The organism is Siminovitchia sediminis (assembly GCF_042680885.1).
In the GTDB taxonomy this organism is placed as follows: domain Bacteria; phylum Bacillota; class Bacilli; order Bacillales; family Bacillaceae_C; genus Siminovitchia; species Siminovitchia sediminis.
Map to the genome: position 1 here is coordinate 1 of NZ_JBHUEO010000041.1, position 25,555 is coordinate 25,555.

A 25,555-nucleotide genomic window follows, 5' to 3' on the forward strand; every position below is an offset into this window, starting at 1 on the left:
TTCCCTTCGCCCTTGTTATTCACAACCTAAACCATTGGCGTGTTTGTCAAGGGCGATTGCGTGAGTTAACCACCCAACCACTGATAGAAATCTAGTGAGTTTTCATAGAACTTTTGACATTACCCAGTATTTTGACAATAGAACTTCCAATTGGTTAAAATTATACACATAATTCTAAAAATTGATTTTAACAATATGTTAAAGATTATTCGCATATTTTTAACGCGGAGGGATCATACCAGTTGAATAACCACTTTGAATTGTCTGTTCGCGATATTTTGGAACGAGATACCTTTAAGAATGTAAAAGTGATTTCAGGTAAGATGGGATTAACAAATCCTGTAAAATGGACTCACATTATAGAAAGCGAGAAATTCATTGACTATCTTAACGGCGGCGAATTAATTTTGACAACTGGAATAGGTCTCGATTCCGAACCTTATGCTAACATTTCATTTGTTAAGCAGCTGATGGAAAAAAAAGTGGCTGCTATATGCATTGAGCTTGGAAATACGTTTAGAGACATTTCCCCAGAAATCATAAAATTGTCCAATGAAAAGAAAATACCCATTATTATTTTCCCTACTATTGTAAAGTTTGTTGATATCACACAGGACATACACAGATTAATGGTTAATAATCATTACCAGATACTAAATAGCCTGTATACTCTCTCAAAGAAGTTTAATTCCCTGTCTCTATTACCAAATGGGATACTAAAAATTCTGGAAGAATTACATAATTATTTTAAGGCTCCTGCTTTTTATATTCAGCCCGAAAGTTCTTCTATCTACTATCCACCGCATGCCAAAGAGATTGAGAAAGAATTGATAGAATATATCCATGAATATGACTTAGGAGATCATTCTTTTCAAATGAATGGCAAGAATTTTATTTGCTCTATGGTTGAAAATACCGGCCGAATACCAGGTTATTTAATTCTGCAAATAAACCAGGAAGGAAACTCAGACTTTTTACATACTGTTCTGGACCATGCGGGTTTAGCAGTTTCACAAATTATATTAAGACACGAAATTGCCGAGGAAAGAAAGCAGTATACTGAGGTCGAAGTAGTGCAAGAAATGCTGAACGGCCGCTTTCATGACCATCATAAACTTGATTCCTTACTGCCTTTTGCTTATAAAAGTTCCATTTCCAGAGTAATTGTATTCATTATGAACGAAGTACACGACGAACATTGGAAACAATGGAATGAAACAAAATTAAGAATTACTCTGATCATCAGGAGACTTTTTAAAAGGAATAACCTGTTTCCCTTAATATCAGTTAGAGAAAATGAAATAAGTATCGTTTCTTTTATGATCTTAAGCAACAATGCTGAGAATGCCAAGGTCAGGTATATGGAGACTTTAAAGCTCATTACCGAAGACGGTGAACTAAAAAAGTTATTTAAGGATCATTACGATGTGGGGATAGGTAAGCACTATAGAAATGTATCAGAAATATCTCAATCGTATATCGAAGCCAAGCGTGTCATTGAATTAAGGCAGTCTAATATCACCCATGTTTTATTTTACGAAGACGTCGGGATATACGATATGCTATTTCAAATTCACAATAAACAATATTTAGAAACCTTTATCCAAACCCATTTAGGAGGATTATTACAGTTAGAGCCTGCTGCCAGAGAAGAGCTTTTAACTACATTAGAGGTATTCCTTGATTATAACGGCTCTTATAAAGAAGCATCCCAAAAGCTATTTGTTGTACGTCAAACACTCTATCACCGGATTAACAAGCTGCAGGACCTTTTAGGTAAAGATTTTATGTCCTACCCAAATAGATTACCATTGGAGTTTGCGATTAAAGCATATAGATTCATATCAAAATAATGGTTTTCTCTTTCCAAATACTTTTTTCAAAAATTATAAGGATTAAAAAATGACCCTTTACAAGGGTCATTTCCAATTCAAGTTTCTTCTATTTTTCTTGTATATTACTCAGGAATTTCATATTTGAGTCCCTATCTCGATTGAAACCGGACCCCTCGTCATCTCCGTCAGTACAGAGTTAACCGCAAAGATCTTCGCATTGACCTCCGGGATGCCAAAGCCGGCCAATCTTTTCGAATGCATATCCAGATATTTTTCAGCGGATGCTCTTGTTTCAAACAGGTAGATTCCTCCGGCTTCGCCTGCTTCCGGATCTTCCGTCCAGATTTTCCATAGGAAGCCCTCTTCCTCATTGATGCTTTTGGCCAAATCAGAAAAAGCTGCAGCCATTTCATCTCCAAATGGGCCATCCATTTTAAAATCGACTTGCAATACGTATGCCATTGTGATCCTCCTTTTTATTGGGCATGAATATAGGCTTCTCCGAGAATGTCCTTTATTTCATAACTTCCCGCTGGAAGTTCTTTTTCAACAAATGCTCTGATATCCTGCTTCTCCACATCATACATCACTTCAATTTCTTTGGAGAATAAAAGCTTTTCTTTGGCGATTAAATCAGAAAGAGTTGGCTGCTCCTTTGGTTTCAGTTCTTCTGTATCCAGAATGCGTTTAAGCCCATCCACATAATATTCGAAGGGACGACCGCCGACAATTCTGACTCCTTTGTTATCCTCATTGACCATGATAATGGTTGGAAATCCTCTGGCACCAAGAGTCCTGGTAAGGGCAAAGTCTTCATGCAGCAATTGCTCCCCGCTTTCCTTTTGCGCTTCATCTACAATTACTTTTCCATCCAGCCCCATTTGGTTAATAATCTCTTCTAAAACAGAAGTTTCCCCAATATTTTGATTGAATACGAAAAGAGCTTCTCTGGAGCGGCGTAAGTATTCGTAGGCCACTGCATTTCCATGATGTTTTTGGACCACTTTAAAAACACGGGAAGGGGGAAAAGATGATTGAACCGGGTTATCGATCATGAGTGAGCCGTCTATAGGCATCCGGAAATGCTCTCCCACTTCCCTCCAGTGGCCGGCCACATCTGCAGGACCATGTATTCCATTGCCCGGATCTACAGGACCGTCCCCCCATTTCTCCAACAGTCCGCCCATCACCGTATGAAAACTAAAGTAGTGTCCATACTGCTCTTTAAACCGGCGAAGTACAGGTTCAATTGCCCAGCAGTGAGAACAAATGGGATCCGTTACATAATAAAGGTCAATCGTTTTTGTCGGCTGATTAAAATCAATGATTCCAAATTCTTTTTCGCCAGCTACACCGCAAATACCTGTTTCCATATCACACATCACACTGTTCTGTTTGTTTGCCATTTGATTTTTGCCTCCTTTAGATATTCCCTCTTTAATAGAAATCGATATAAAAGTTTTCTTCAATTAATCTCTAATGGTTTTTAATGCCGTTGACCAATCAACAACCTCATCCAACATTTTTTGAACGGTTTCTTGATCGAATGGTGCCGGCTTAAAAGTTCTCATTTCTTCAAAATCTGTAAAAAAACTGAGCGCTGGCTGTGTTCCTACTGTTGCCACTTTCGGCACGGTCAGGATCAGACGCAAATTGTTCGCCGCTGTCACTCCAAGGGATGACCCATAGCTGACAATCCCAGCCGCTTTGTTATTCCACTCAACGTACAGATAATCGATAGCATCTTTTAAACCGGACGTAATTCCTTTGTTATATTCAGGTGTGACAAAGACAAATCCGTCAAGCTCACTAATTTTTTCGGACCAGACTCGAGCTTCCGGAGTTTGATAATTTTGCGACATGATAGCCGGTATAGATTCGTTATATCTTGGCAGTTGATAATCCTTGATATCCACCAATTCAAATTGTGCATCCGTTCTTTGATCCGCGATAGATTTCACCCATTCAGCAACTTGTATATTCACTCTCGAATCTCTTGTGCTCCCTGTAATAATTCCAATTTTAGTCATTATGATTCCTCCCCTGATGTGTTTTTTTATTTAGTAGTTCTGCTCGCTTCAAGAGCCTCGTATTTGCTTTACAACTCTATCTTAGTGAATAATGAAAATGACCAACACCAATAATTATTTGGATTTGTTGCTTATCCAACACATCAGAGAAACTGTCTAAAAAGTAGGGAGGGAGCGTGGACATGACACAAACAAAGACAGATCCAAGAATACTGCGTACTCGCAAATTAATTATGGATTCATTTATAGAGCTTTCCGGCAAAAAAGAGTTCAAGGATATTACCGTAAAAGATATTACAACAGAGGCGATGATCAACCGGGCTACATTCTATTATCATTTTGAAGATATCTATGACTTGCTCGAGAAAGTCTTATCCGAGGTGTTATTCATCAATTTGAACGGCAATGACTTTGAGGATAAGTCACTCAATGAAGAAACCATGATGGAGTTGTTTAAAGCCATCACGAACTTTCAAACATCATTGTCAAACCGCTGCCACAGAGGGTACGAGGATACGATTGCCCGCATTATTAGAGATCAGCTTGAAATTATTTTCTATAACATGCTTCTAAGGCAGTACGGCCCAGAGGAGAATGAAGGGCTGAAGATTTCTGCAGTCATGCTCAGCTGGGGACTGTATGGGGCTTCCGTGGAATGGCGCAGGGAGAGCAATCAGCTATCGCCGGAAGAATTTATAAAAAGAGCTGTTCCTTATGTGCTTGCAGGGGTCAATACGACCCCACCCCAGACATAAAGAAAGACAGCCATTCACAGAGACGACCGTGCTTATTATTAGCAAGGTCGTTTCCACTTGTTAAAATAGGAAAAATTCCGAGCGTGCCCTGGAAAATGACCGTTGGACGAAGTTATTTATGCCGAACCGAACGAATAATAAAGAAAAGCATCGGCAGAAAAGTAAGTGCCAAAAAGACCAGCATAAACCAAGCTCCGAGAGATTCCGCTTTTCCGAGTCCAACCTGAATCGTTCTCCAGCTAAGAAAAGCAAAAATAATAATCATAATGTTTTTAAGGACATTCAGCATCATCCTCGAGTTTTTATATTGAAATTCAATATTGTTTTCATTGAGATTTATATAATTATGCCACTCCGGATGTTTTTCAATAAAACTCAAAAAAACAGTCAGGAAGCCGGCAATCACCGGCAGGATGATCAGCTCCATTTTCGATCCCATCCGGGTGATATTCCCTGCTCCGTCATAGTGGCCGGGTACTTGAGCAGGCAGGTCATTCCAGATCACAATCATGTAAATAATCCATCCGGTGAATACAATAAAGCCCACCCCATCAAACACTTTTTCAAACACAGTCTTTGGAATGTCTACTTTGGGTTTGTTATAACTTTGCATCAGCAACACCTCTCTGCCACTCATACGGCCGAGAGGGGGAAGAGTTTCACTTTTTTAAGAATCCATTCCGATATATCCAGGAAAAAAAGAAACATTCCTTATAGCCAGGAAACCCCCTTTTACTAGATATAATCGGATCACATACCCATACCTCAATTAGAAAATCATGTGAAATGCCTGCATCCCAAAATAGATTCCAAATCCAATGAGAGATAATCCAGAAATCACAGAGATCATGACAAGGATCCTGTCCGACAACAATCTTCTAAAACTGGTGGCCACTCCTGCCATTGCAATGTCCCAGATCAGCAGGCCGGAAAATATTGCAAAGCTGTAAAGGAGTACAGTGGACAGCTCATTTTCATTCACTGTTTTAGCAAGGACCGACCCATATATGCCAAGCCAGAAAAGGATGGTTAACGGATTCGTGATGGACATTAAAAATCCCGACATAAACGACTTGATCGGCGATTCATCTGCTCTGCTTCTGGCAGACGCCAATTTGCCTGCATTCCATATACTTTCTATGCCGGTATAAACCAAAACAAAAAAACCAAAAGACCAGAGAAACGTTTTTTACAAAAGGGATCTCCAATATATGCACCATTCCGAAGAAAACCGCCGCCATGTATACAGCATCTGCAGTAACCGCTCCCAAACCTACGAGCCACGCGTGAAAAAAACCGCTCTTAATCCCCTTATCCAGCTGAGCAGCATTTACAGGACCGATTGGCGCTGCCAGCGACAATCCGAGAAACACATACCCTAAAAAAGCACCCATCTACACAGCCCCTCGTTTTCTTTGGTTTGTACCCATACTATTCGTTAAGGACAAGTTATACGACATGTATTTTTAGATGAACGCTTGTTAGAAAAAGTATAAATCAAGGCTTCCGGCACATAATAAAACCTTAGGAGGAGGGCTGCTCGAATGACCGTTTATGTGTATCAAACCTTTCAAATCAAGCAGGAAAACTTTAAAGAAGGAATGAAAAACCTGCACCACATGAAAAACTATCGGAATAAACATTACAACCACATGGTGGAACTGTTAACCCCGTTAACGGGACAGGATCATACATATGCTCTTTTGGCGAAATACCAAGGGCTTGCAGAGATGGAATTGCAAAACAAGAAAATGTTTGATGATGAAAAATATGTAGAGCTGGTAGGGAACTTTTTTCTAAAGCATATTGTTCAAGGCAGCATGTCCACACAGTTTTATCGTGTGACCGAGGAAGACAAGAGCAAAAATGAAGAGGAAGATGATGAATAACCCTTACCCATTTAAATATAGGAAAGCGAGGAATGCCTAGTGGAAATACCGCCGCACGCGGGCAGCGGAGGGGGTAAAAAAAGCGGAAAACTGTCTTGGTGGCAGCTGTCCCTCATTGGTGTCGGATGTATTATTGGGACAGGATATTTTCTGGGTTCAGGCATTGGCATTAAGATGACCGGACCTTCCATCATCCTCTCCTTTCTTTTGGCAGGATTGGGAACCTATATTGTGGCAGAAGCTCTAGCCAAAATGTCCGCAAAAGATCCCCAAAAGGGAGCTTTTCGGTCATATGCCAAAAAAGCTTTTGGTCCTTGGGCCGGATTTTGTACCGGGTGGGCCTTTTGGTTTTCTGAACTGCTGATTACAGGAAGCCAGATGACTGCGTTGTCACTCCTCTCAAGGTTTTGGTTTGAGGATGTTCCATTGTGGATTTTTTCTTCTATATTTGCAGTTTTGGGCATTGTGGTTGTCCTCATAGGAACCAAAGGATTTGAAAAAGCACAAAACTTGTTCGCTGTTATTAAAATTGCTGCCATTCTGATGTTTATTGTGTTGGCCATTACTGTGATGTTTGGTTTTTTTGGAGGAAATCAAGCGAATATCCGTATACCCGACAATACAAAGGAACTCTTTCCCAACGGAATCACCGGGTTATGGGCATCATTGGTTTTTGGTTTCTACGCATTCGGCGGCATAGAAATTATGGGTATACTGGCGACCCGGCTGAAAAAAAGAGATGACGCAAAGAAAGCCGCGATCAATACGGTTGTCCTGTTAACCATTATTTATATCATTTCTCTTATCTTAGTCACGAGCCTGACAGCATTGGACAAGTTTACCACAAAAGAAAGTCCTTTTGTCACTGCACTGAATCCATATGATATCCACATCTTCCCGCATTTGTTTATCGGAGGTATTATTATTGCGGGATTTTCTACGATGTCTGCCTCCCTATTCGCTGTCACCAGCATGATTGTGACTTTGGCCAAGGACGGCGACGCTCCGAAACTTTTTTCAAAAAAAGGAAAGTTAAAGGTCCCTCCATTTGCCCTCTTTTTAACAATAGGCGGAGTCCTTGCTTCCATTATTTTGGGCTTGCTCATGCCCGACAGGGTGTATGAGTACATTACAACGGCTGCCGGTTTAATGCTTTTATACAACTGGTTTTTTGTCTTAATTGCTTTTCCCCGAATTATTAAAGCTTCGGGATTTGACCATGTCAAACGGTTTACCGGAATGGGATTAATATTGCTGGCGATCAGCGGCACATTACTGAAAGATTCAAGCAGACCTGGGTTTTTTGTCAGTATTCTCTTTATTGTTTTGATCGTTGTTGTACTTTTGATTATCAATGCAGTGAAGAAAAGGAAGAAAGGGCTTGAGCCGCAGAGAACATAAAATGGTAAAAAGCCAGAGTGATGTTACTCTGGCTTTTTACCACGGCAAATTTTATCCGGAGGAAACTTTGGTTTTACCATTGATCATTAATGCAAAGGCCTCTGTTCCTGTCCCCCGCTTTCATCTGATACATATGGGGTGCCGCCTTGATTGACCTTTTGACCTTCATATGTCCGGAATAAAGCTTCCGTTTCCTCAAAAAAACGATTCTGATTTTCAGGGGAAACATACCCAAGCTGGACTCCTGTAGCTTTTGCAATAAACGGGTCGACCGTCGTAAGATCAGATTTTGAAATATCGGTTAATGCTGTTTTTCCAAGCGTCATGGCAACCAATTCCATTTCTTGTACAGTTGCATTCAAATACTTCGCTAAATTCTTGGCCGCTTGATCAACTTGTAATTGATCGGTCATCTTTCCTGTATAGACGACAAGACTAGTTGGCGGTTCAAAAGGTACTGCTTTTACTATTTGTTCACTGACCAACGCCATAATAGCAGCCGTACCAATGTAAACTCCATCGGCACCTAAAGCAATTGCTTTTAACATTTGCCCCGGTGTGACTAAGCCTCCGGCTGCTAACAGGTTAATGTCTCGAATGACACCTTTTTTCGATAAAAACTCGGCAGCCCTTGTAATAGCAAACAACGTGGGCAATCCAATGTCATCTTGTAAGGTAGGAGGTCCTCCATGTGTTCCTCCTTCTGCTCCATCAAGCGTAACAAAATCCACCTCCGCTTCCACCGCAACTTGCAGCTCTTTTTCCAGATGATGGGAAGCGGCAATTTTAACCCCAATCGGTACACCTGTTTCATCTCTGAGACGTTTCACTAACTGAATAAAATCCTCTTTTGTATCGACACCAGGGAGGCGTGAATGAATCAAAGCATCTTCCCCTTCTTCCAAACCAAATACCTCCCTAAAGTCTTCTCCAATATTTTTGGCTGTTGTCCGTTGCGGTGTAGATCCCTGAGCGCCCTGCCCCAATTGAATTTCAATTGCATCCAAACGTTTATATTTTTCAGGGGTATTTAGCCAGCCACCCCGATTATATTGACCTATAAGCAATCCGGCATGAGCCCTTTCTTCCTCCATAAGCCCTGCCTCTCCCGTATTTGTAGCCGTACCGACAGCAGTCGCTGCTTTGGCTAAAGCAATTTTAGTGTTTTTACTCAAAGCACCCCCAAAGGACATGCCGGCGATCATAATTGGCATCGAAATCGTCAGCGGTTTTCTTGCACGATGGCCAATTGTTATGGAAGTGCGGATTCCCACATTTTCAGGTGTTGGAAACCGAAAAAGATGCACAGGATTAAACAATATGTTCTCCCAAGGAGATAAATGAATGGGAGTTCCTAGAGGCCGGGCCACTGGAGTTCCCTGACGGGCCCTCATTACGATTTCCATCAGATGGGTAACACCGACTTTTTTCGTCGCGGGATACATCTCAAACAGGTTCTCCGTGTATTGATCCCGAATGGCTCTTGTAATCGCTTTATCCACAGTTTCATTTACGGCTGAACGGATCAGATTTTCAATGAGTCTGATTACCACGTTGATTACCCTCTCCAAGTTCACCACGTTCAATCGCGTTTTGGATTCCCTCAATCTTTTCAGCCATGGATAAACACATATGTTTCATCGTTCCCAATTGACGCGCAGCATTTTGTTCCTCCACTGCAATATCCATTAATTCTTTATGGTCGAAATTCGTAAGTTTTTTGAAGTGTTCTCGTTCCACTGTGGAGAGTGTTCCGGCCATCGTTTCAATACGGTTGATTTCAGAATGGAGATAAGCAAGTGTGTTTTTCAAGTCTTGGTAATTTTCCATTTGATCACCTCATAGTTTTTTATTTATTGTTCCTCCATTTGTGGCCGCCATTCATTTGCAAATTTTGATTGTTGGGGTACCGGGTGCCGTTAAAAAAGCAGGTCCTTGGAAGTGCCTTGGGGTTGCCCGAAATATATTGGGTTAGGGGCTTATACATATCGTCAAAGGGCCTACTCTTTCTCATTGAATTTATAGCTTTTTTTCGTAATTGAAAAATAACCCCGGCATGCATTGCCGGGGTCATCTCATTCATTGCTGGTTTAATTGTTGCTGGCATTGAGCTGCAAGCTGTTGGATCTGTTGCAATTGCTGTGCAGCATTTTGTTCAAGCTGTGCAAATTGCATTTGATTGGACATGTTAGCTGCTCCCTGCTGTTGAGACTGTTGGAGCTTAGCCGCATTTTGACGCTCGGTCTGTTCCAGCTGCTGAGCAATTTGGCTAATTTGCTGAAGGGTTGCCATTACTTGTTGTTGGGGCATGAAATCACTCCTTTTTATAGGTTCATCAGTAGTATGTGTAAAACTTTTCTTTTAATACCGATTTAAAAATCGTTTCGTTTAGATAAGGTAATATATATGTTTTTGAATGGAACAGAGGCGGAAAGTTACCAGTAACTAGAAATGATGAAAAAAGGAGTATTAATACAGCTTACTGGTCACAGAGTACGCAGACTAAAAATATATGGACGCTTAAGTCTTGTAACAACAAGAATGGCAGCTTCAAAAGGTGAGAAAGAGTTCTGACTGCCTGAAATACCTTTATTACAAATGGTTTATGAATTTTAAAATAAAGGACAGCCAATAAAAAGGAAATGTATTAAGGGGATGCGTGACCGAACGACGTTCCAACTCCCATGAAAGGGAACGTATACAGAAGATGCGTTCCCGAATATCGTTCCCATTGTCATGTAAGGGAACGTACCCGGAAGATACGCCCTCGAATGGGGGATTCAGTAATCACGTTCAACCTTTAAAAAATGGAGACTCATGGCGGGAAGATCTTATTCCCTGCTTTTTGAGTTTTTTTGCTCGGTTATTTGCCCAATGCTTTGAACAATTTTTGTAATAACCAGGCCAGTCTCCAAGGCAAAATATCAGCAGGACTCTTTTGATCAATGGAGAGATCTGTCCGCTTCATTATTAATATTTGTAAGATTGTCCGCCATCGATCGGAATGACTGTTGCATTAATGAAACTGGATTGATCAGACAGGAGGAATGCCACTAGATACCCGACTTCTTCTGGTTTTCCAAATCGTTTCATCGGATTTGGCTCAACAAATTGTTTTCCTACTTCTTCCCAATTGTCCGGATCGATCTGTTTTAATGAGCCTTCAACCATAGGTGTCATTATCGCGCCTGGTGCAATAGCATTAATACTGATACCGTACTGTCCGTATTCAATGCCGGAGTTTCTGGTTAACCCGACAACGCCATGTTTACTGGCTGCATAACCGGACTGATTTCCTACCCCGCGGATACCGCCGACAGAAGCAGTATTGACAATGGAACCAGAGCCTTGTTCTCTCATAACTTTTAGTACATGTTTCATCCCGTAAAACACGCCATTTAAGTTTACATTTACTACTTTTTGAAATTCTTCAATGCCAAACACCTCTGTAGGGTTTTGTTTTCCTTCAATCCCTGCATTGTTGAAGAAACCATCGATTTTTCCAAATTTCTCAACAGTTGCATTCACATAGTTGTTAACCGCACTTTCATCCGCCACATTTGCTGTGATCAACAGTACTTCTGCGTTTTGTGCAACGTCCAGTACTTTACTTTTTGTTTCCTCTAAAGAGTCGGCGTTTAAATCAACAAGTGAAAGATTTGCTCCTTCTTTTGCCACCTGCAAGGCAGCTGCTTGTCCTAAACCGGATCCTGCACCAGTAATTAATATCACTTTCCCATCAAACCGGTTGTGCAATAGTATTTCCTCCTTTTTCTGATTCATTTGTTTACTTCGTACCAGAGAAACATAACAGGGGCAGCCTGTAATATTTTGCCTTCATTTATTTGTACTATTCTATTCACATTCATGAACTGTCTGCCTTTTGCTTCCCTTACAAACCGTCAGTCTATTTCCCGAAAGATGATCATGCCTACCCGACTAAACCATCTATGATTGAAATTCCAATCATCCCTCCTGCTCCTTTTACGAAGTCATGGTGCGTTTGGGCAATTTCCATTTAAAATGTACAGACAACATTCTGCATACAACTATGGCAGCAAACAGAATACCGGCAGTCCAAGGTCCATTGATAAAACCCAGGCCAATCACCACTCCACCCAAAGCTGCCCAAAGGGCATAAATCTCTGCGCGAAAAACCAGCGGTTTTCTTCCTGCAAATACATCACGAATGATTCCGCCTCCTGAACCAGTCAATGTCGCTGCTACGATCACTGCACTTAGCGGGGCCTGAACCTGAACAGCGCTAAGGGCTCCCTGAATGGCAAATGCCGCCAAACCCAATGCATCAAAAAATATCCCCCATTTATTCCAGTACTGTAACCAGCCAGTCGGCAGCAAAAAGACAACCGTTATGGCCAAAGAGGCAATAATAAATAAGTTCCCCTGCTGCCAAATATCTTGAATTGGTATTCCTATTAATAAATTTCGAATGGTTCCTCCGCCAAATGCCGTGGTAAAACCTAACACATATCCGCCGAGAATATCATATTCTTCCTCCATTGCGACCATGGCACCACTAATAGCAAAGGCGAGCGTACCAACAATATTCAGGATATCCCATACCAATATTTGTTCACCTTTTTACTTTATTGTCATTCCCTATTGATCATTCTATACACATGTATGTAATAAATTTGGGTATGATGGAAAATAAAGGGGATACTTACGAAGAGGTGAGGAAAAATGGATCGGGAACAAGCAATATCCTTTTTACAAGAAATTATTCAAATTAAGAGCGTGAATCCTCCAGGTAATGAGACAGAGGTTGCTTTAAAGATACAGGCCCTTTTTAATCAACACGGCATCGAAACTGAACTAGTTGAATATGACGAAAACCGAACCAATCTCATTGCGCGTTTAATGGGCGAGAACAGCGGTCCGGTTCTTGGACTGACCGGCCATATGGATGTGGTCCCAACAGGCGAAATCGAATGGGAACACGACCCTTTTGGAGCCGAAGAAGTCAATGGAAACATCTATGGGCGCGGGGCTGTTGATATGAAAAGCGGATTGGCTGCCTGTGCTTTGTCTATGGTATCACTGAAGGAACAGGGTTTCCCAAAAAGAGGAGAAATTATCCTGTTGGCAACTGTCGGAGAGGAGGCTGGAGCAGTCGGCGCCCGGCAGTTAACTGAAAAAGGTTATGCAGATCATTTAGATGCTTTGATTATCGCAGAACCTACAAATAATCAAATCAAAATTGCCCACAAAGGAGCATTGTGGCCTCAAATTGTTACCTATGGAAAAACATCCCATGGCTCCATGCCTGAAGTGGGTGTGAATGCTGTTGTACACATGAATGAGATTATTCAGCGCATTTTGGATAATCCATTTCATTTTGAAGATGAGGAAGATCCCCTGTTAGGCAGACCTTCCTTCAGCGTTAATGTCATCCAGGGCGGTTCAAATACAAACGTTGTACCTGACCAATGTTCTGCAAATATCGATATCCGGACCATTCCATCACTAGATCATCAACAAATCATTCAACAGATTGAACAGGTGATTGAACGGACAAAAGAGAAATATCCGGAACTTAAAGCAAAAGTTCGGATATTGAATGATCAAGCCCCTGTAAAAACATCGGGTGATGATCCGTTTGTAAAGCTGGTTCAAAGTGTTGTAAAAGCTGCAGATGGTCCCATAGAACTGGGAGGAATGACCGGTTATACAGACGGTTCCCAATTTGTTAGTGCCAAGAAGAAGTTTCCAATCATTATCTTAGGACCCGGAGAAACATCTCTTGCCCATCAACCGGATGAATTTGTTGAAATTGATAAGTACTTGAACACTGTCCATTTATATCAAGAGATTGCAAAGAAATTTTTAACTTAATATACGCATTCAAAAAGCCTTCCTGTATCGGAAGGTTTTTTTGAAAAACCTCAACCCTGACATAGCGGGCACATTTTGGCTTGAAACAGATCCCCATGATACGGTGGAATAATCAATAAAAAAAAGGGTAGCTTGTAATTGTAACACTTGTACGGTTGAATCGAGTAGAAAAAAGGAGTTGTTCATCATGCAGCCTTATGAAAATCTCAACAAAAATTATATTGCCGGACAATGGAGAGATGGAAATGGCAAAGCCACTTATGAGGTAAAAAATCCTTACAACGATGAAGTCATTCAAAAAATCAAAATGGCCAGCAAAGAAGATATTGATGAAGCCTACCAATCAGCCGATAGAGTTCGGCAGGACTGGATGAATTTAAATCCCTTTGAACGTTCATCAATTATGGAAAAAGCCGTTCAAATCATTGAGTCAAGACGGGAAGAATTTGTTGAACATCTGATTAATGAAAGCGGGTCTTCCCATCTCAAAGCCAATGTTGAACTGGACTTTGTCATTGCCATTACCAGAGAGGCAGCCTCCTTTCCGCTGCGAATGGAAGGCGAAATTATCCCTTCTTTAGTACCCGGAAAGGAAAATCGAATTTATCGTAAACCACTTGGTGTTGTAGGAGTGATCGGGCCATTTAACTTTCCGATGTATCTGGCCATGAGATCTGTGGCCCCTGCTCTTGCCACCGGGAACGGTGTTGTATTGAAGCCTGATGAACAAACTGCTGTGACAGGCGGCATCCTGCTCGCAAAAGTATTTGAGGAAGCAGGTGTACCTGAAGGACTGCTCAATGTGGTTGTACCAAATATTGACGAAATTGGGGATGCGTTTGTAGAACACCCTATTCCGAGACTCATTTCCTTTACCGGGTCTACCCCTGTTGGACGCCATATTGGCGAACTTTGTGGAAGACATATTAAAAAAGCAGCACTGGAGCTTGGCGGAAATAATGCCCTTGTAGTTCTCGGAGATGCGGATGTCGAAAAGGCAGTAAACTCAGCTCTTTTCGGGAAATTCATGCATAACGGCCAAATTTGTATGGCCATCAACAGGATCATCGTCCATAAAGATAAATATGAACCATTTGTAGAATCCTTTGTAAGCAAAGCCAAACGAATCAAAGTCGGTGATCCCCATGAGAAAGATACCTTGATCGGACCTTTAATTAATAGGGGGGCCATCGACCGGATACTTGGACAAATTGAAGAAGCGAAAAAAGAAGGTGCCGAAGTCATCCTTGAAGGTAAAGTGGAAGGCAATGTCATGTCTCCCTTTGTTCTGACAGGTACAAACGACGTGGCCACAGCAAAGAATGAGATGTTCGGACCTGTAGCCACCATCATCAAGGCAGAAGATGATGAGGAAGCCATTCGTATTGCAAATGACTCTCCGTTTGGCTTAAGCGGTGCCGTCCATTCCGGTTCTCCTGAAAGAGGCGTCGAAGCAGCGAAGCAAATAGTTACAGGAATGGTTCATGTAAATGACCAAAGCGTCAATGATGAACCGCTGATTGCTTTTGGAGGAGAAAAAGCTTCCGGCATCGGCCGCTTTGGCGGAAAGTGGTCGCTTGAAGAATTTACAACCGTCCAATGGATTTCCGTTCAAACCCAGGAACGCGAAAATCCGTTTGATCCGGATTATCTGGAATAACATCAAATATGCAAAAAAATTTAAGAACCGTTATCTCTCCTTTATCAGGGCTAACGGTTCTTTTTTTGTTTAGTCAATTTATTCATTAACCTGAACTGTATCTCCAATTTTGACTGGTCCCGGCTGAATAATGTCAGCATATACCCCAAAGTTGCCATCATTCTCTTTTGCGAGCGTGCGCAAAATATTGATGTCTTTTGGCAAATCACCTTGGGCAAGTGTAGTCATCACACAGCGTTTCGTTGGCTGGACAATTTTTAATTGTACTTTGTTTCCAATCGTCAACGTCTTTCCGACCCATTCCTGCTCTATAAAGCCTTGTTCGTTTGGAGTTTCTAAAATAATATTGGGGCGGAAGCGTCTCGGCTCAACCCTGCTGTTGGGAGTAAGCGATCGCAATGCATCAATGGTGGATGTAGTGATAATATGTATTTTACCAATGTCAAAAAAAGTTTCCCCTGGTGATTGCCTGGTAAATATGGATCCGCGATTATCAAGTTCTTCAATTTCTTCAGGGACATAGCCTTCAAATTCAATCGCATCAGGTGAAGGAGAAGACAGTGTGACAGCTCTTTGAAAGCTCTCTGTTAAAACTTTGTCTGCGTTATCATCACTGCTGGCTACAGTTTGGCCATTTGGTGCAATAACTCGGACAGGAGGAAATGGTTTTCCCAGCTTTGGGGGCTCGATAAAAGCAGCCCTGTATCTAAACATATTCGGCCATTTTTTAGGGTTTTTGGCGTTGGCCAATTTCCCTGTCTCTCGATCCACTACCCCATATACGCGATCACCGAACAGCCCTTTTTCAGTAATATCACAGGCGTTCATTTCCTCGCCCATCATGGATTTTACCGGATATCTCCACAGTGAAGCTACTTGCATGAACATAACCCCTTTTCACTATCTTTCCCTAAGTATACGATAGTAAGTGAAAGGTTTCGACTCTTCTATTTTGAAAGTCTCCGGCTTGCTAAACCAAAAATGCATCTGCGCTCAGGAATCGGCTGCCCAGGCGGCAAATGATCACTAAAGAAACTTCCAGCCATCCATCCGATGAACCTCATAACAAACACAAGAACAATCGGATGACAAATAACAGCCGGGAACGATGGTACCGGCATTACAAATAGAAAGTCCCTATTCTCAGTGTTACTCACGAGAAATTGGGGGTGAATGCACGATCAGTGCCGGGTTGGTGAAGATCAACTTCTGCCTGGATACTATTCATATATTTTATCAGCATTTTTATATCGTATTTCTTCCGATTTTAACGTATCTTTTTTATTACTTTGTTCCTCCCTGTAACCTGGCAGGTTACCTTCTGTGACACCACTTTGGTAATCTCTGCCTGCTGGTTTTTGTTTCTTCTCATTATTGACAGTCATTTTGCCACTCCTTTTTATGTTGTTGAATCATTATTATACCCAGAGTTTCAGACTCCATCCTTGAGCTTATTGGACTGCAATACCCACGAAAAATATTTGTAAGCAAAAATATATCCCTGACCGTTTGGCAGTGCCCTGCTTTGGGATTAGTCTTTTTCAAGGAAAATGAGTATGTCCTAAACTTTACGTAATCTATACACAGAGTTAACCGGGCTTTAGTATTCAGGTGATAGGATGGGCTTAGAAACGGATAAGGAGGGATGAATAATGAATATACGTGCTCTATTTATTGATATGGACGGTACACTGCTTACAGGCAAAAACTCCATTTCCCGCCGCAACATGGAAGCTGTATACAGACTCATGAAGCAGGGAATCATGGTATTTCTGGCAACGGGACGGCACTATGAAGTCACCGCTCCCTACCATCGGGAAATCGGGTTGAAAACGCCTATGATTTGTTTGAATGGCGCCGCCATTCACGATGCAGAGACCGGGAAGGTGATGCAGATGAAAACCGTCCAATTGAACGAAGATCGATTTCACCATTTAACTTCTGAGAGACCATGCAATGTATTGATCCATACAGCCCATGGGCTTTATTGTAAGGAGACTAACGAAGAAATCGATGGTTGGACCATCACTGGAAAAGTTTCTCCACAGTATGTTGGAGATTTAAAACAGGCAAATTATCAGGATGTTTTAAAATACAGTGTTCGAACAGGAACGCCATGTACTGATTTATCTGCTTTATTTAAGAACGAAGCTAAGGTTATTGACTGGGATGACGGGTTTGAACTGGTGGCTCCCAATATTTCCAAATGGTCAGCTATAAACAGCTTACTTTCCAAACTTCACATACACCCAAATGAAGCTGCAGCCATTGGAGATGGTCCCAATGATGTGGAGATGCTTTGTCATGCAGGTTTAGGTGTAGCAATGGGGAATGCCGGAGAAAAAGTAAAAGCAGCAGCTGATTTGGTAACAGGACACCACGAAAATGATGGATTAGCGGAGTTTATAGAACGTTACCTTCTTACATCCTATGCGGTATAAGGCTTTATTTTAACAGATTCCGTCTTCTCCTGTTGATTCCTGGCTTGAACTATTACCCCCGTTAGGTGATTGAAAATGCATGTCCTCCTCTTCTCCCCGTCTTACATATATTTCCCTCCAAAAGTACTCTTCTAATGATTGTGTCTTTCCGAGACACCATCCAGCAGTCATTTTCACAAAAAAAGATAATGGGCACTCGGGACTGATCAGTGGCCATTATCTGTAAAATTTTTCAACATAGGCTTTCAAACCGAATTCTGCCTTACTCATCACAATTGAGAGGTTTCATTACGATGAACCCCTGTTATAAATTTGTATAGGATGTCACTTGAAAATCTCGTCGATCTCCCGGATGTCTTCGTCTGTTAATTGAACGGCTAATGTTTTTAGGTTGTCCAGGACTTGCTCTGCTCGCTTTGCCCCCGGGATGACTGAATCAATGACGCCTCTTGTTAAATACCAGGCAAGGACAACATGTGCGACCCCGGCATTTTTTGCATTCGCGATAGGACGAAGCTTATCTACTTTTTCTAAGTTCTGTTTAAAGGCTTTCCCTTGGAAATGAGGGAGATTTTTGCGCAGGTCATCAAATGTATCACCCTGGCTGTATTTTCCTGCCAACAACCCGGAAGCCAGCGGGAAATACGGTACAAATGAAATATTCTCTTTCTTGATGTAAGGAAATAACGTTTCTTCCGCTTCACGGTTCAATAAGTTATATTCTCCTTGGAAAACTTCTACATAACCATTTTTATCGGCTTCTTTCAACTGCTTCAGCGAAAAGTTCGAAACTCCAATTGAGCGGATTTTTCCGTCTTCTTTTAATTCTGCCAGTGCTCCAACTGCTTCATCCTTTGGCGTATCTTCATCCGGATAATGAATGTATATTAAATCGATATAATCGGTTTGAAGACGTTTTAAACTGTTCTCCACTTCCTGTTTCAAAAATTCCGGTGAGTTATCTATCTTCATTTTGTTTCCTTCAAACACCGGTCCGATTTTCGTAGCGATGACCAAATCGGAACGTTTTCCAGTTTCTTGGATGACTTCACCAATTAATTCTTCCGAACGGCCAGGACCATAAAGCAGTGCCGTATCAATAAAATTAATTCCGTTGTGAATGGCAGTACGCACGATCTCTTTCCCCGCTTCTTCATCCAAATTTGGATATAAATTATGTCCGCCAACCGCATTCGTGCCAAGGCCTATTGGATTCACATATAATTCAGATTTACCCAGCTGTACTTGATTGATCACGTTAACACCCTCCCATTTTCCATTTAATTCCTTATGAACCATACTAAAATGATCAGGTTCATAATTCAAATAAATAAAATGATTAAAAGGCAGGCTCCTTTTTCATACATCTCTTGACTTTATGTATTTACCAACTAATTACAATTATTAAGAAAGGTTACAAAACATTTAATGTTTGGTTAAAATTGGTTTTTTTAGCAATATTTTGTAATCCTTGCTGTTACAATGACGGTACACGGTAAGAAAGGAGCTGAAAACTTGTTTTACCTTAGCAAATGGGAGGTATGGAAATGAATGTGAAACGGATGTTAAAACTATTTCTTTCTGCTCTTGTTCTACTCCTTGCAACTGCCTGTGGAGGCGGTGAGGATGTACCCGCTCAGGAAGACCCTGCAGATGCTCCAATGGAACAAACCAATACGGAAGAACCGGCTGGAGATATGAATGAAGAACCGTCGTCAGGCAATATGGAAGAACCGGCCGAAGATATGAGTGGTGAGCCATCGTCCGGTGAAACCAATATGGAGGAACCGGCGGATCCTGTCGATGAAACAGAGACCGATGAGCCTCTTGATGACAGCGGAGAAACAAATTAATCAATTGTTGAGAGCTTACATCCCAAGAAATGAGCCTATTATCCAAAGCCTCTTGCCATTCCAAAGGCTTGGCAAGAGGCTTCTTCTATAACCGGCAAAATCTGTTAAATCACAGTTCAGGCCCTCGTCATACCTGTTAAAGTCCGGCCGCCAAGAAAATATCCTTTCGAAGTATTCATACCCACTCTTCTACTTCTGATATAAGCATATCTGCAATCCCAATAACAATCAAAATAAAACTGAATAAAACAAATTCACTCATTTTGTCATCTTCCAGGCTGTTAACATCAATACAAGTTTTTTTTACAAGTTCCATTTTCACCGTCTGCCATTTGCTGTTCACGCGAAACAGGAAGTACAAGCATGACAAGCATACCGTTGCGGGCATTGATTCTGAAGCATCTTTTATAAAACCAGATAAGCTTTTGCAACTCCCACCAAATTTCATAGAGTTTTCTTTTGTTTTTCAGCCGCCTTCCTGTAATTTCAGCATTCACAAACCATTGCTAAGAAAAGCTCTATTGGAATACCAAAATTTTGTGAAATTATGAACATAACAATCTGTACTAACTAGCTCAAACCGACCCGACCTCGTACAAACCGGATCTCCATATGAATCTCATTATAGGACTTTTTGTCAAAAAGGGTTAAGAAAACGGCCTTTCGTTCACCGTTAAAAAGTCTAATCCGGCGATAGAAGCTGACTAAATGGCATTTTTTCATCAGTTGAGTTGAATAGATGACCAATTTATATATGTCAACGATAATTAATCCCCACTCGTTTTCAGATGGGGATACAACCTTCATGAATATTATAGCGATCCTGACGATCATATAAGGGGGCAATTGCAGGGCCCCAAGAATCTTTCCTCAACACTTCTTAAAAAGGTGCTGCACCCTCCTTGTATTCAACAGCAAACCAAACCCCAATGAGAAAACTAATATTGTATTCATTTATTTTGCTGCTCTTCATGAACCCGAATTTATTCTGATCTCATTTCCAGTGCCCTTTTAGCATTGTTAAGATCATTTTTCAGCAATTCCGGTAAATCATAGGAAGGATATAATCCTTTTTGATACATATAGTTATAAGTCATTTCATGGCCTTTGATAGCTCTTAGAAGATGGGTTGTCAATGTCTCTCTTAAAACAGGGGTGGCGGTTTCAGTTATACCTATAGCCAGATTGCGCACAAGTGCCTTACTGAGACCGAGTAAGTCACCGGCATAAAATCCAGTAAGGTCTGCAGGGTTTGGCTCCCTATGAGCGCCTACAGGAGCAGATGGATAAAACTGTATTAATTCCCGTAAATTTAATTCCAAATCAGAAATCACTGCCCTGTATATAGACTTCAAATGAGGGTCAGTAATTTTTTTCAGTGACATCTTCAGTTTCATCAGACCGATTGATTGAAAAGCAACAAGTTCATGTACTTCAAGGGTTTCATGCCAGGCCAGTCTGTTTCGTTCTTCAATGGACATCGCAATCCCTCCAATGGATTTTCTCTTTCGAATTCACCTTATTCAAAAAGATGGGTTTTGGTTATACGTCCATTTGTAAATGGGCAAAGCGGCCCGGCACTCATCACCTCTGCTCCTCTCGCTTCCACGGTGGATCACCGTTTTCATGCAATTTCCGATTTATTTTATAAACGGAATAAGGTACAGCAAAAGCCAGCACTGTACAAATGAGTTTTAAGTTTTGAGGCAGAAACCCAAACAATATATCCCACACTTCTCATCACTCTTCTTTCTTATTTACCCGATTTGTTTACAACACCATCCGTGCGGACCTTTGCCTTTACCGTTACATTTACATGGCTTTTGGCAAAATAATTCTCACCATGCTCCCAATCTTTGTTGATCTTTTCCCATGTATCCGGATGGAATTTTTTTAGGTGATTCCCAAAACCGAATATATCCGCCTCGAATTCTCTTTGTACTTTCTGAATAGTTTCATTTGAAATATTCCGTACTTTAGCGGCTATTTCCTTTTCTGCATTCTGGATAACTACAGGATCCTCGAATTTGCCTGTTCCAAAGGTTTCCTCAATTTCACCTTCCAATTCGATGGTTACAGCTATATCAATATTTTCCGGATCTTTTGCTATTATTTTAACCTTGCTATTCGCTTCCTCGATCAAGTATGTGGTTAACTGATTTTTATAGTTCACCACAATTGGCCCCTGTACTTTTTCACCGGTTATCAAATCCACCCCCAGCATTTCTTCCCGTTCTAACCTTCCGGTGAGTCTCCCAGAATCACCCTTATACACGGCCCCTCCTTCCAGTTTTATTTTTTTGTGATCTGCCGTTACCTCAGATAAGATAAAGCTATTTTTGGTAAGCAAATATTCATGAATATCGCCGATCCTTACGGGCTTCATTTCGCCTGTTATGGTCAGACTGTTTTGAAGGATTTTATCAATATACCTGGCAGGCAGCTTTTCATTTTCCGGCTGGATGTTTAATATATCCTTCGCTTTTCCCTTGGCAATGAGCACTTTAATTCCCCTGCGTGTATCACGATTACGGATAAAAACATCCATTACATCGGCAAAAAGCTGTGGCCTGGATGCCACCTCTTCGGAGATAATCACTACCTTTAAATGTTCAAAAAATGGCAGCTTGCTTGTTTGGTTAGCCATTTCCTGGGCGATTGCATAAATGCTTTCCCCGCTTGCTGATAAATTCAAATATGCCTTCCCGTCTCCGCTGCCTTCTTGACCGGGAGTACCTAAACCCGGCGGTACAGCAAATTGATTGGTCAAGGTTAATTGAGTATTTTCACCTGTATTCGCTTTATCAGCTAAATCAATCGCAGCCCCGATTACAAAACCCCGCTCCTCAATATTTATTACATCCCAGCAGCCTGAAAGAAGAAGGACAGCAAGAAAACAGCATAAACATTTATGTAGTTTTTTGATCATTTGGCTTCACCCCTCTTATTTTAGCGATGATGAACAAAACAATCGTCGTAAGGAAGGTAAATGAAACCAGGTAATTGCCTAGAAGATCCCCAAACATATGAATTTGGCCGATATTCTGGGGAGATAGTGCAATAAAGTATAGGAGCGGGCTTAACATGAAAATCAACTGCATTTTCTTCAACCGTTTAAATATAGACTGCAATGCTAAAATGGCCACATCCAATGCCATGGCGGTAGTAGTAAAAACAGCCATTGTAAATATAATGAAGAAAATAGCCTCCACTCTTTCCAAAATACCGCCAGGCAGTTCTATTCGTTTGGCCAAATCAATTGTTGGAAAAAGCAAATGTGAGGTCGCAGCATGACTGAATACCAACAGACAGATGAGATAAACCAATACGTACAAAACAACGGGGATCAACATACCAAGCATAGCCAGTTTTGGTGTGTTTTTGGGACGATCAACGTATGCTGTATAAAATAAGACGATACCAAATCCCATATAAGCAAAAGCGCTTTTTTTTATTCCTCTCAAATGTCCCTGAAAGTCTGTTTGGAATACCGGAAATAAATTCGTCCAATCCACCCATTTAAGATTAAAGAGGATCACAAATAGAGAAATACCTATAATGATCGGAAAAAACAACATATTAAGACGGAACAAAGCTGCCCGTGACCCCGCAACTGCATAGACGACAACGAGTAAAAAGGACAAGGTCACAACTTCTACCGGTGTTTGATTAAATAAATATTGCTGGGATGTATCCCCCAGGACACGGATATTAAATGCGCCCAAAGAAATAAATAAGATTGCAAATATAAACGTAAGGACAACCGCTACAGGCTTTGACACAATGATGGAAGCATAGGAAAAAAAAGATTGATGGGGAAAGCTTGCAGCTATTTTAGCCATCATCCAAATGATCAATATACAAAATACACCAGCGATTACAAGAGCGATCCATCCGTCAGAACTCTTTGTCTCAACGGCAATATCTCTGGGTAGTGAAAGGGCACCGACGCTGATCACCATAGATGGTACGGCAATCATTAATTCTTTCCCGCTAATTTTTTCATCACCATACTCGAAAGAGTTCATGAATCTTTTACCTCTTTATTAACGGATTTTGAATCTTCCGGATCTAAAAATTTTGGGCGTTTGGTAAGCATTGACATCGGTGCTCGAATAATGAGATCTTTCCAGTCCCCAGACATCGTTGGGGTAAATGGAGTTGAATAAGGTATGCCCAAACTTTTTAAATTCACCATATGAATACTCATCATAATGAAAACCAGGATCATGCCAGAAAAAGTGCGGAAAAAGCAGCAAAACAACGCAACAATCGCAGTAAAGAACCGGATATCCATCTTTGGTAATAATCTTCCGGTGACTTTAACATATCTCCCAAAACAACCGGGGCAATTAATACAAACGGTGTTCCGTCTAACAGGATAACCACTTTCCCCTGCAAAAGTGCGGAGGAAGCCTTATCCAACCTTTCTGTACTGTCCAATTGCGGAAAGGGGGATAAAAAGCTATCTTCAATCCATTGTTCAATGATGGCAGACTCTGAGGCATCATCAATATCTACGGTTTCCAGCCTTCTGGATACTTCTTTCACAATTGCCGGATTGATCACACCATCCACATACGCAACGATAAGGCTTCGTTTGCTTCGCCTTCCCATCTGATAGGTCTTGAAGCGCAGATCCGGGGTCTGAAGAGAGCGCCGAAGCAGCGCCAAATTCGTTCCCAGATTTTCAACAAATCCAGCCCTTGGCCCACGGACGACCATTTCCGTAGCAGGCGGCTCAATGGAACGGCTCTCCCCGCCTTTCGTATCCATCAAAAGGACTGTTTCCCGGCCATCCAAGAAAAAGACTGTTTTTCCGGAGAGAATGGCGTTGGCTACATCCTCAAGCGTGGTTCCTTTTTCTATCGTACTAATGGAAATAAACCGTTGATATATTTGTTCAAACAGCTTGGTACTTTCCTTGGGTAACTGCTGATTTTTCGCTAAATCCTGCAAATTCCCCAAAATACTATCTTGAACCAACTGTTTATTAATGAGTCCATCAATATAAGCGATGGCACCTTTATGGTTTGCCTCTTCACCAATGTTACATTCCCTGATCATCAGATCAGCAGGTTCATCCAGCAGTTTGTTTAGCTGCCGGATATTAGCATCTATATTTCTATCCAGCTTGTCTGATCTGCTTGGTTGATTATTTTTCTTTTTTATCTCTTTTTGAATTTTTATAGACCAGCGTTTCATCAGATCGCCTCTAGTCATAAAATAGTTACTCACTCTTCTATTTTGACCCATATTTAGGGGCTTCTATACGGAAAAGGAAGACATTTCCATGGATGAATGGTACAGGTCGTCAAGACTCCCGTCACTCTTTTCCAGCGCCTTCAGGTTCAGTTATCATTGGAATTTGGTTCCAAACAAGGGCTTTGGTCTACAAATCATTCCTTCCATACGTTCATGGAGCCATTCCACTTTTTTTCGTCCATTTCTTCCATAGTGTACAAATTACATCCAGCATCCGAGGCAAGAGCTGAGTTTTCATTTTAATATACAGCAAAAAAGCATATTCCTACTAAAGAAATACGCCTTGGTTGATCTTATGGAACTTCCTTTCATTGTTGAAGGGACACTCATTGAATCTCGTTAAACGTATACTGTTTAAAAGTAAGTCGGCTCAGAACAGTGTTTGGTTGAGTAAACTGATAAGCAGATTGTGATTCGATTCACAGGATTGCTTTTATTTGTCATTCTGTTTATGGCATTCTAAAAATGTAAGGTTTGGCAGTTAATTTATGTAGGTAATTCGAATCTATGTAAATAAAAAGGCCACTTGCCAACTTCTCAAAATAACTTTAGACTCCTCGTTGGACCAAC

Annotated in this window: 26 protein-coding genes and 1 pseudogene; 8 read left to right on the top strand and 19 right to left on the bottom strand. The window is 41.2% G+C overall.

Going from position 1 to position 25,555, the window contains the following annotated elements; genetic code table 11:
• The first annotated feature begins 242 nt into the window (after nt 1–242).
• Entirely contained in the window at nt 243–1,853 is a 1,611-nt protein-coding gene (locus ACFSCZ_RS13330) for a PucR family transcriptional regulator (protein ID WP_380774500.1), read from the top strand.
• A 117-nt stretch (nt 1,854–1,970) separates the two neighbouring features.
• On the opposite strand, the gene ACFSCZ_RS13335 is transcribed toward ACFSCZ_RS13330, so the two are convergent.
• The 3 genes from ACFSCZ_RS13335 to ACFSCZ_RS13345 form a co-directional block, all read right to left on the bottom strand.
• Nucleotides 1,971–2,297, bottom strand: a complete 327-nt coding sequence (locus ACFSCZ_RS13335) for a monooxygenase (RefSeq protein ID WP_380774501.1) — start codon at nt 2,295–2,297, stop codon at nt 1,971–1,973.
• Between the two features lie 14 nt (nt 2,298–2,311).
• Nucleotides 2,312–3,241, bottom strand: a complete 930-nt coding sequence (locus tag ACFSCZ_RS13340; protein WP_380774502.1) for a DsbA family protein — start codon at nt 3,239–3,241, stop codon at nt 2,312–2,314.
• Between the two features lie 63 nt (nt 3,242–3,304).
• Nucleotides 3,305–3,865, bottom strand: coding sequence for an NADPH-dependent FMN reductase (locus ACFSCZ_RS13345; RefSeq protein ID WP_380774503.1), 561 nt, complete (start codon nt 3,863–3,865; stop codon nt 3,305–3,307).
• Nucleotides 3,866–4,047: 182 nt separating this feature from the next.
• Here ACFSCZ_RS13345 and ACFSCZ_RS13350 point away from each other — a divergent pair, with 182 nt between their 5' ends.
• Nucleotides 4,048–4,620 (top strand): TetR/AcrR family transcriptional regulator, encoded by a 573-nt coding sequence (locus ACFSCZ_RS13350; RefSeq protein WP_380774504.1) that lies wholly within the window; start codon nt 4,048–4,050, stop codon nt 4,618–4,620.
• 112 nt (nt 4,621–4,732) lie between these two features.
• Here the strand turns inward: ACFSCZ_RS13350 and ACFSCZ_RS13355 are convergent, their stop codons facing one another.
• Both ACFSCZ_RS13355 and ACFSCZ_RS13360 read right to left on the bottom strand, forming a co-directional pair.
• A complete protein-coding gene (locus ACFSCZ_RS13355; protein ID WP_380774505.1) occupies nt 4,733–5,233 on the bottom strand; it encodes a DUF1648 domain-containing protein in 501 nt (166 codons plus the stop codon).
• 156 nt (nt 5,234–5,389) lie between these two features.
• Nucleotides 5,390–6,014, bottom strand: a pseudogene (locus ACFSCZ_RS13360) (LysE family transporter).
• 150 nt (nt 6,015–6,164) lie between these two features.
• Here ACFSCZ_RS13360 and ACFSCZ_RS13365 point away from each other — a divergent pair.
• Together ACFSCZ_RS13365 and ACFSCZ_RS13370 are read left to right on the top strand one after the other, a co-directional pair.
• Nucleotides 6,165–6,509: a hypothetical protein gene (locus tag ACFSCZ_RS13365; protein WP_380774506.1), complete on the top strand. Its 345-nt coding sequence runs from the start codon at nt 6,165–6,167 to the stop codon at nt 6,507–6,509.
• Between the two features lie 39 nt (nt 6,510–6,548).
• A complete protein-coding gene (locus ACFSCZ_RS13370; RefSeq protein WP_380774507.1) occupies nt 6,549–7,910 on the top strand; it encodes an amino acid permease in 1,362 nt (453 codons plus the stop codon).
• Between the two features lie 86 nt (nt 7,911–7,996).
• Here ACFSCZ_RS13370 and ACFSCZ_RS13375 read toward each other — a convergent pair whose 3' ends face one another.
• From ACFSCZ_RS13375 to ACFSCZ_RS13395, 5 genes are all read right to left on the bottom strand, one after another.
• Complete coding sequence (locus ACFSCZ_RS13375; RefSeq protein WP_380774508.1) at nt 7,997–9,463, bottom strand: FMN-binding glutamate synthase family protein; 1,467 nt, start codon at nt 9,461–9,463, stop codon at nt 7,997–7,999.
• Nucleotides 9,444–9,740, bottom strand: coding sequence for a hypothetical protein (locus ACFSCZ_RS13380; protein WP_380774509.1), 297 nt, complete (start codon nt 9,738–9,740; stop codon nt 9,444–9,446). The genes ACFSCZ_RS13375 and ACFSCZ_RS13380 overlap by 20 nt, the downstream gene beginning before the upstream one ends.
• A gap of 249 nt (nt 9,741–9,989) precedes the next feature.
• Complete coding sequence (locus ACFSCZ_RS13385) at nt 9,990–10,220, bottom strand: hypothetical protein (protein WP_380774510.1); 231 nt, start codon at nt 10,218–10,220, stop codon at nt 9,990–9,992.
• A gap of 660 nt (nt 10,221–10,880) precedes the next feature.
• Nucleotides 10,881–11,693 carry a glucose 1-dehydrogenase gene (locus ACFSCZ_RS13390; RefSeq protein ID WP_380774511.1) on the bottom strand — a complete coding sequence of 271 codons (813 nt, stop codon included), beginning with the start codon at nt 11,691–11,693 and terminating at the stop codon, nt 10,881–10,883.
• A 201-nt stretch (nt 11,694–11,894) separates the two neighbouring features.
• On the bottom strand, nt 11,895–12,497 hold the full coding sequence (locus ACFSCZ_RS13395; RefSeq protein WP_380774512.1) for a trimeric intracellular cation channel family protein: 603 nt from the start codon (nt 12,495–12,497) through the stop codon (nt 11,895–11,897).
• Nucleotides 12,498–12,614: 117 nt separating this feature from the next.
• Here ACFSCZ_RS13395 and ACFSCZ_RS13400 point away from each other — a divergent pair, with 117 nt between their 5' ends.
• On the top strand, nt 12,615–13,766 hold the full coding sequence (locus ACFSCZ_RS13400) for an ArgE/DapE family deacylase (protein ID WP_380774513.1): 1,152 nt from the start codon (nt 12,615–12,617) through the stop codon (nt 13,764–13,766).
• Between the two features lie 187 nt (nt 13,767–13,953).
• Nucleotides 13,954–15,426, top strand: a complete 1,473-nt coding sequence (locus ACFSCZ_RS13405) for an aldehyde dehydrogenase family protein (protein WP_380774514.1) — start codon at nt 13,954–13,956, stop codon at nt 15,424–15,426.
• 78 nt (nt 15,427–15,504) lie between these two features.
• On the opposite strand, the gene ACFSCZ_RS13410 is transcribed toward ACFSCZ_RS13405, so the two are convergent.
• Nucleotides 15,505–16,308: an MOSC domain-containing protein gene (locus ACFSCZ_RS13410; RefSeq protein ID WP_380774515.1), complete on the bottom strand. Its 804-nt coding sequence runs from the start codon at nt 16,306–16,308 to the stop codon at nt 15,505–15,507.
• Nucleotides 16,309–16,646: 338 nt separating this feature from the next.
• Complete coding sequence (locus ACFSCZ_RS13415) at nt 16,647–16,811, bottom strand: hypothetical protein (RefSeq protein WP_380774516.1); 165 nt, start codon at nt 16,809–16,811, stop codon at nt 16,647–16,649.
• Between the two features lie 267 nt (nt 16,812–17,078).
• Here ACFSCZ_RS13415 and ACFSCZ_RS13420 point away from each other — a divergent pair, with 267 nt between their 5' ends.
• On the top strand, nt 17,079–17,867 hold the full coding sequence (locus tag ACFSCZ_RS13420) for an HAD family hydrolase (RefSeq protein WP_380774517.1): 789 nt from the start codon (nt 17,079–17,081) through the stop codon (nt 17,865–17,867).
• 324 nt (nt 17,868–18,191) lie between these two features.
• Here ACFSCZ_RS13420 and ACFSCZ_RS13425 read toward each other — a convergent pair whose 3' ends face one another.
• Nucleotides 18,192–19,124, bottom strand: a complete 933-nt coding sequence (locus ACFSCZ_RS13425) for an aldo/keto reductase (RefSeq protein WP_380774518.1) — start codon at nt 19,122–19,124, stop codon at nt 18,192–18,194.
• Nucleotides 19,125–19,414: 290 nt separating this feature from the next.
• Here ACFSCZ_RS13425 and ACFSCZ_RS13430 point away from each other — a divergent pair, with 290 nt between their 5' ends.
• The gene (locus ACFSCZ_RS13430; RefSeq protein ID WP_380774519.1) at nt 19,415–19,720 is read left to right on the top strand and encodes a hypothetical protein; all 306 of its coding nucleotides are present in this window, start codon (nt 19,415–19,417) and stop codon (nt 19,718–19,720) included.
• A 175-nt stretch (nt 19,721–19,895) separates the two neighbouring features.
• Here ACFSCZ_RS13430 and ACFSCZ_RS13435 read toward each other — a convergent pair whose 3' ends face one another.
• From ACFSCZ_RS13435 to ACFSCZ_RS13460, 6 genes are all read right to left on the bottom strand, one after another.
• Nucleotides 19,896–20,036, bottom strand: a complete 141-nt coding sequence (locus ACFSCZ_RS13435) for a hypothetical protein (protein WP_380774521.1) — start codon at nt 20,034–20,036, stop codon at nt 19,896–19,898.
• Between the two features lie 667 nt (nt 20,037–20,703).
• Entirely contained in the window at nt 20,704–21,201 is a 498-nt protein-coding gene (locus tag ACFSCZ_RS13440) for a spore coat protein (RefSeq protein ID WP_380774522.1), read from the bottom strand.
• Between the two features lie 272 nt (nt 21,202–21,473).
• Nucleotides 21,474–22,649: a Ger(x)C family spore germination protein gene (locus tag ACFSCZ_RS13445; protein ID WP_380774523.1), complete on the bottom strand. Its 1,176-nt coding sequence runs from the start codon at nt 22,647–22,649 to the stop codon at nt 21,474–21,476.
• Nucleotides 22,630–23,748, bottom strand: coding sequence for a GerAB/ArcD/ProY family transporter (locus ACFSCZ_RS13450; RefSeq protein ID WP_380774524.1), 1,119 nt, complete (start codon nt 23,746–23,748; stop codon nt 22,630–22,632). Before ACFSCZ_RS13450 ends, ACFSCZ_RS13445 begins: the two co-directional genes overlap by 20 nt.
• Complete coding sequence (locus ACFSCZ_RS13455) at nt 23,745–24,017, bottom strand: spore germination protein (RefSeq protein WP_380774525.1); 273 nt, start codon at nt 24,015–24,017, stop codon at nt 23,745–23,747. Before ACFSCZ_RS13455 ends, ACFSCZ_RS13450 begins: the two co-directional genes overlap by 4 nt.
• Nucleotides 23,948–24,925 carry a spore germination protein gene (locus tag ACFSCZ_RS13460; RefSeq protein WP_380774526.1) on the bottom strand — a complete coding sequence of 326 codons (978 nt, stop codon included), beginning with the start codon at nt 24,923–24,925 and terminating at the stop codon, nt 23,948–23,950. The genes ACFSCZ_RS13455 and ACFSCZ_RS13460 overlap by 70 nt, the downstream gene beginning before the upstream one ends.
• Nucleotides 24,926–25,555: the final 630 nt, after the last annotated feature.

Coding starts and splice junctions, on each gene's coding strand:
- ACFSCZ_RS13455 (WP_380774525.1), bottom strand. CDS start 24,017: ATGGATATCCGGTTCTTTACTGCGATTGTTGCGTTGTTTTGCTGCTTT.
- ACFSCZ_RS13385 (WP_380774510.1), bottom strand. CDS start 10,220: ATGCCCCAACAACAAGTAATGGCAACCCTTCAGCAAATTAGCCAAATT.
- ACFSCZ_RS13345 (WP_380774503.1), bottom strand. CDS start 3,865: ATGACTAAAATTGGAATTATTACAGGGAGCACAAGAGATTCGAGAGTG.
- ACFSCZ_RS13440 (WP_380774522.1), bottom strand. CDS start 21,201: ATGTCCATTGAAGAACGAAACAGACTGGCCTGGCATGAAACCCTTGAA.
- ACFSCZ_RS13430 (WP_380774519.1), top strand. CDS start 19,415: ATGAATGTGAAACGGATGTTAAAACTATTTCTTTCTGCTCTTGTTCTA.
- ACFSCZ_RS13445 (WP_380774523.1), bottom strand. CDS start 22,649: ATGATCAAAAAACTACATAAATGTTTATGCTGTTTTCTTGCTGTCCTT.
- ACFSCZ_RS13355 (WP_380774505.1), bottom strand. CDS start 5,233: ATGCAAAGTTATAACAAACCCAAAGTAGACATTCCAAAGACTGTGTTT.
- ACFSCZ_RS13450 (WP_380774524.1), bottom strand. CDS start 23,748: ATGAACTCTTTCGAGTATGGTGATGAAAAAATTAGCGGGAAAGAATTA.
- ACFSCZ_RS13350 (WP_380774504.1), top strand. CDS start 4,048: ATGACACAAACAAAGACAGATCCAAGAATACTGCGTACTCGCAAATTA.
- ACFSCZ_RS13405 (WP_380774514.1), top strand. CDS start 13,954: ATGCAGCCTTATGAAAATCTCAACAAAAATTATATTGCCGGACAATGG.
- ACFSCZ_RS13420 (WP_380774517.1), top strand. CDS start 17,079: ATGAATATACGTGCTCTATTTATTGATATGGACGGTACACTGCTTACA.
- ACFSCZ_RS13390 (WP_380774511.1), bottom strand. CDS start 11,693: ATGAATCAGAAAAAGGAGGAAATACTATTGCACAACCGGTTTGATGGG.
- ACFSCZ_RS13380 (WP_380774509.1), bottom strand. CDS start 9,740: ATGGAAAATTACCAAGACTTGAAAAACACACTTGCTTATCTCCATTCT.
- ACFSCZ_RS13335 (WP_380774501.1), bottom strand. CDS start 2,297: ATGGCATACGTATTGCAAGTCGATTTTAAAATGGATGGCCCATTTGGA.
- ACFSCZ_RS13460 (WP_380774526.1), bottom strand. CDS start 24,925: ATGAAACGCTGGTCTATAAAAATTCAAAAAGAGATAAAAAAGAAAAAT.
- ACFSCZ_RS13400 (WP_380774513.1), top strand. CDS start 12,615: ATGGATCGGGAACAAGCAATATCCTTTTTACAAGAAATTATTCAAATT.
- ACFSCZ_RS13365 (WP_380774506.1), top strand. CDS start 6,165: ATGACCGTTTATGTGTATCAAACCTTTCAAATCAAGCAGGAAAACTTT.
- ACFSCZ_RS13435 (WP_380774521.1), bottom strand. CDS start 20,036: ATGGAACTTGTAAAAAAAACTTGTATTGATGTTAACAGCCTGGAAGAT.
- ACFSCZ_RS13410 (WP_380774515.1), bottom strand. CDS start 16,308: ATGCAAGTAGCTTCACTGTGGAGATATCCGGTAAAATCCATGATGGGC.
- ACFSCZ_RS13415 (WP_380774516.1), bottom strand. CDS start 16,811: ATGACTGTCAATAATGAGAAGAAACAAAAACCAGCAGGCAGAGATTAC.
- ACFSCZ_RS13340 (WP_380774502.1), bottom strand. CDS start 3,241: ATGGCAAACAAACAGAACAGTGTGATGTGTGATATGGAAACAGGTATT.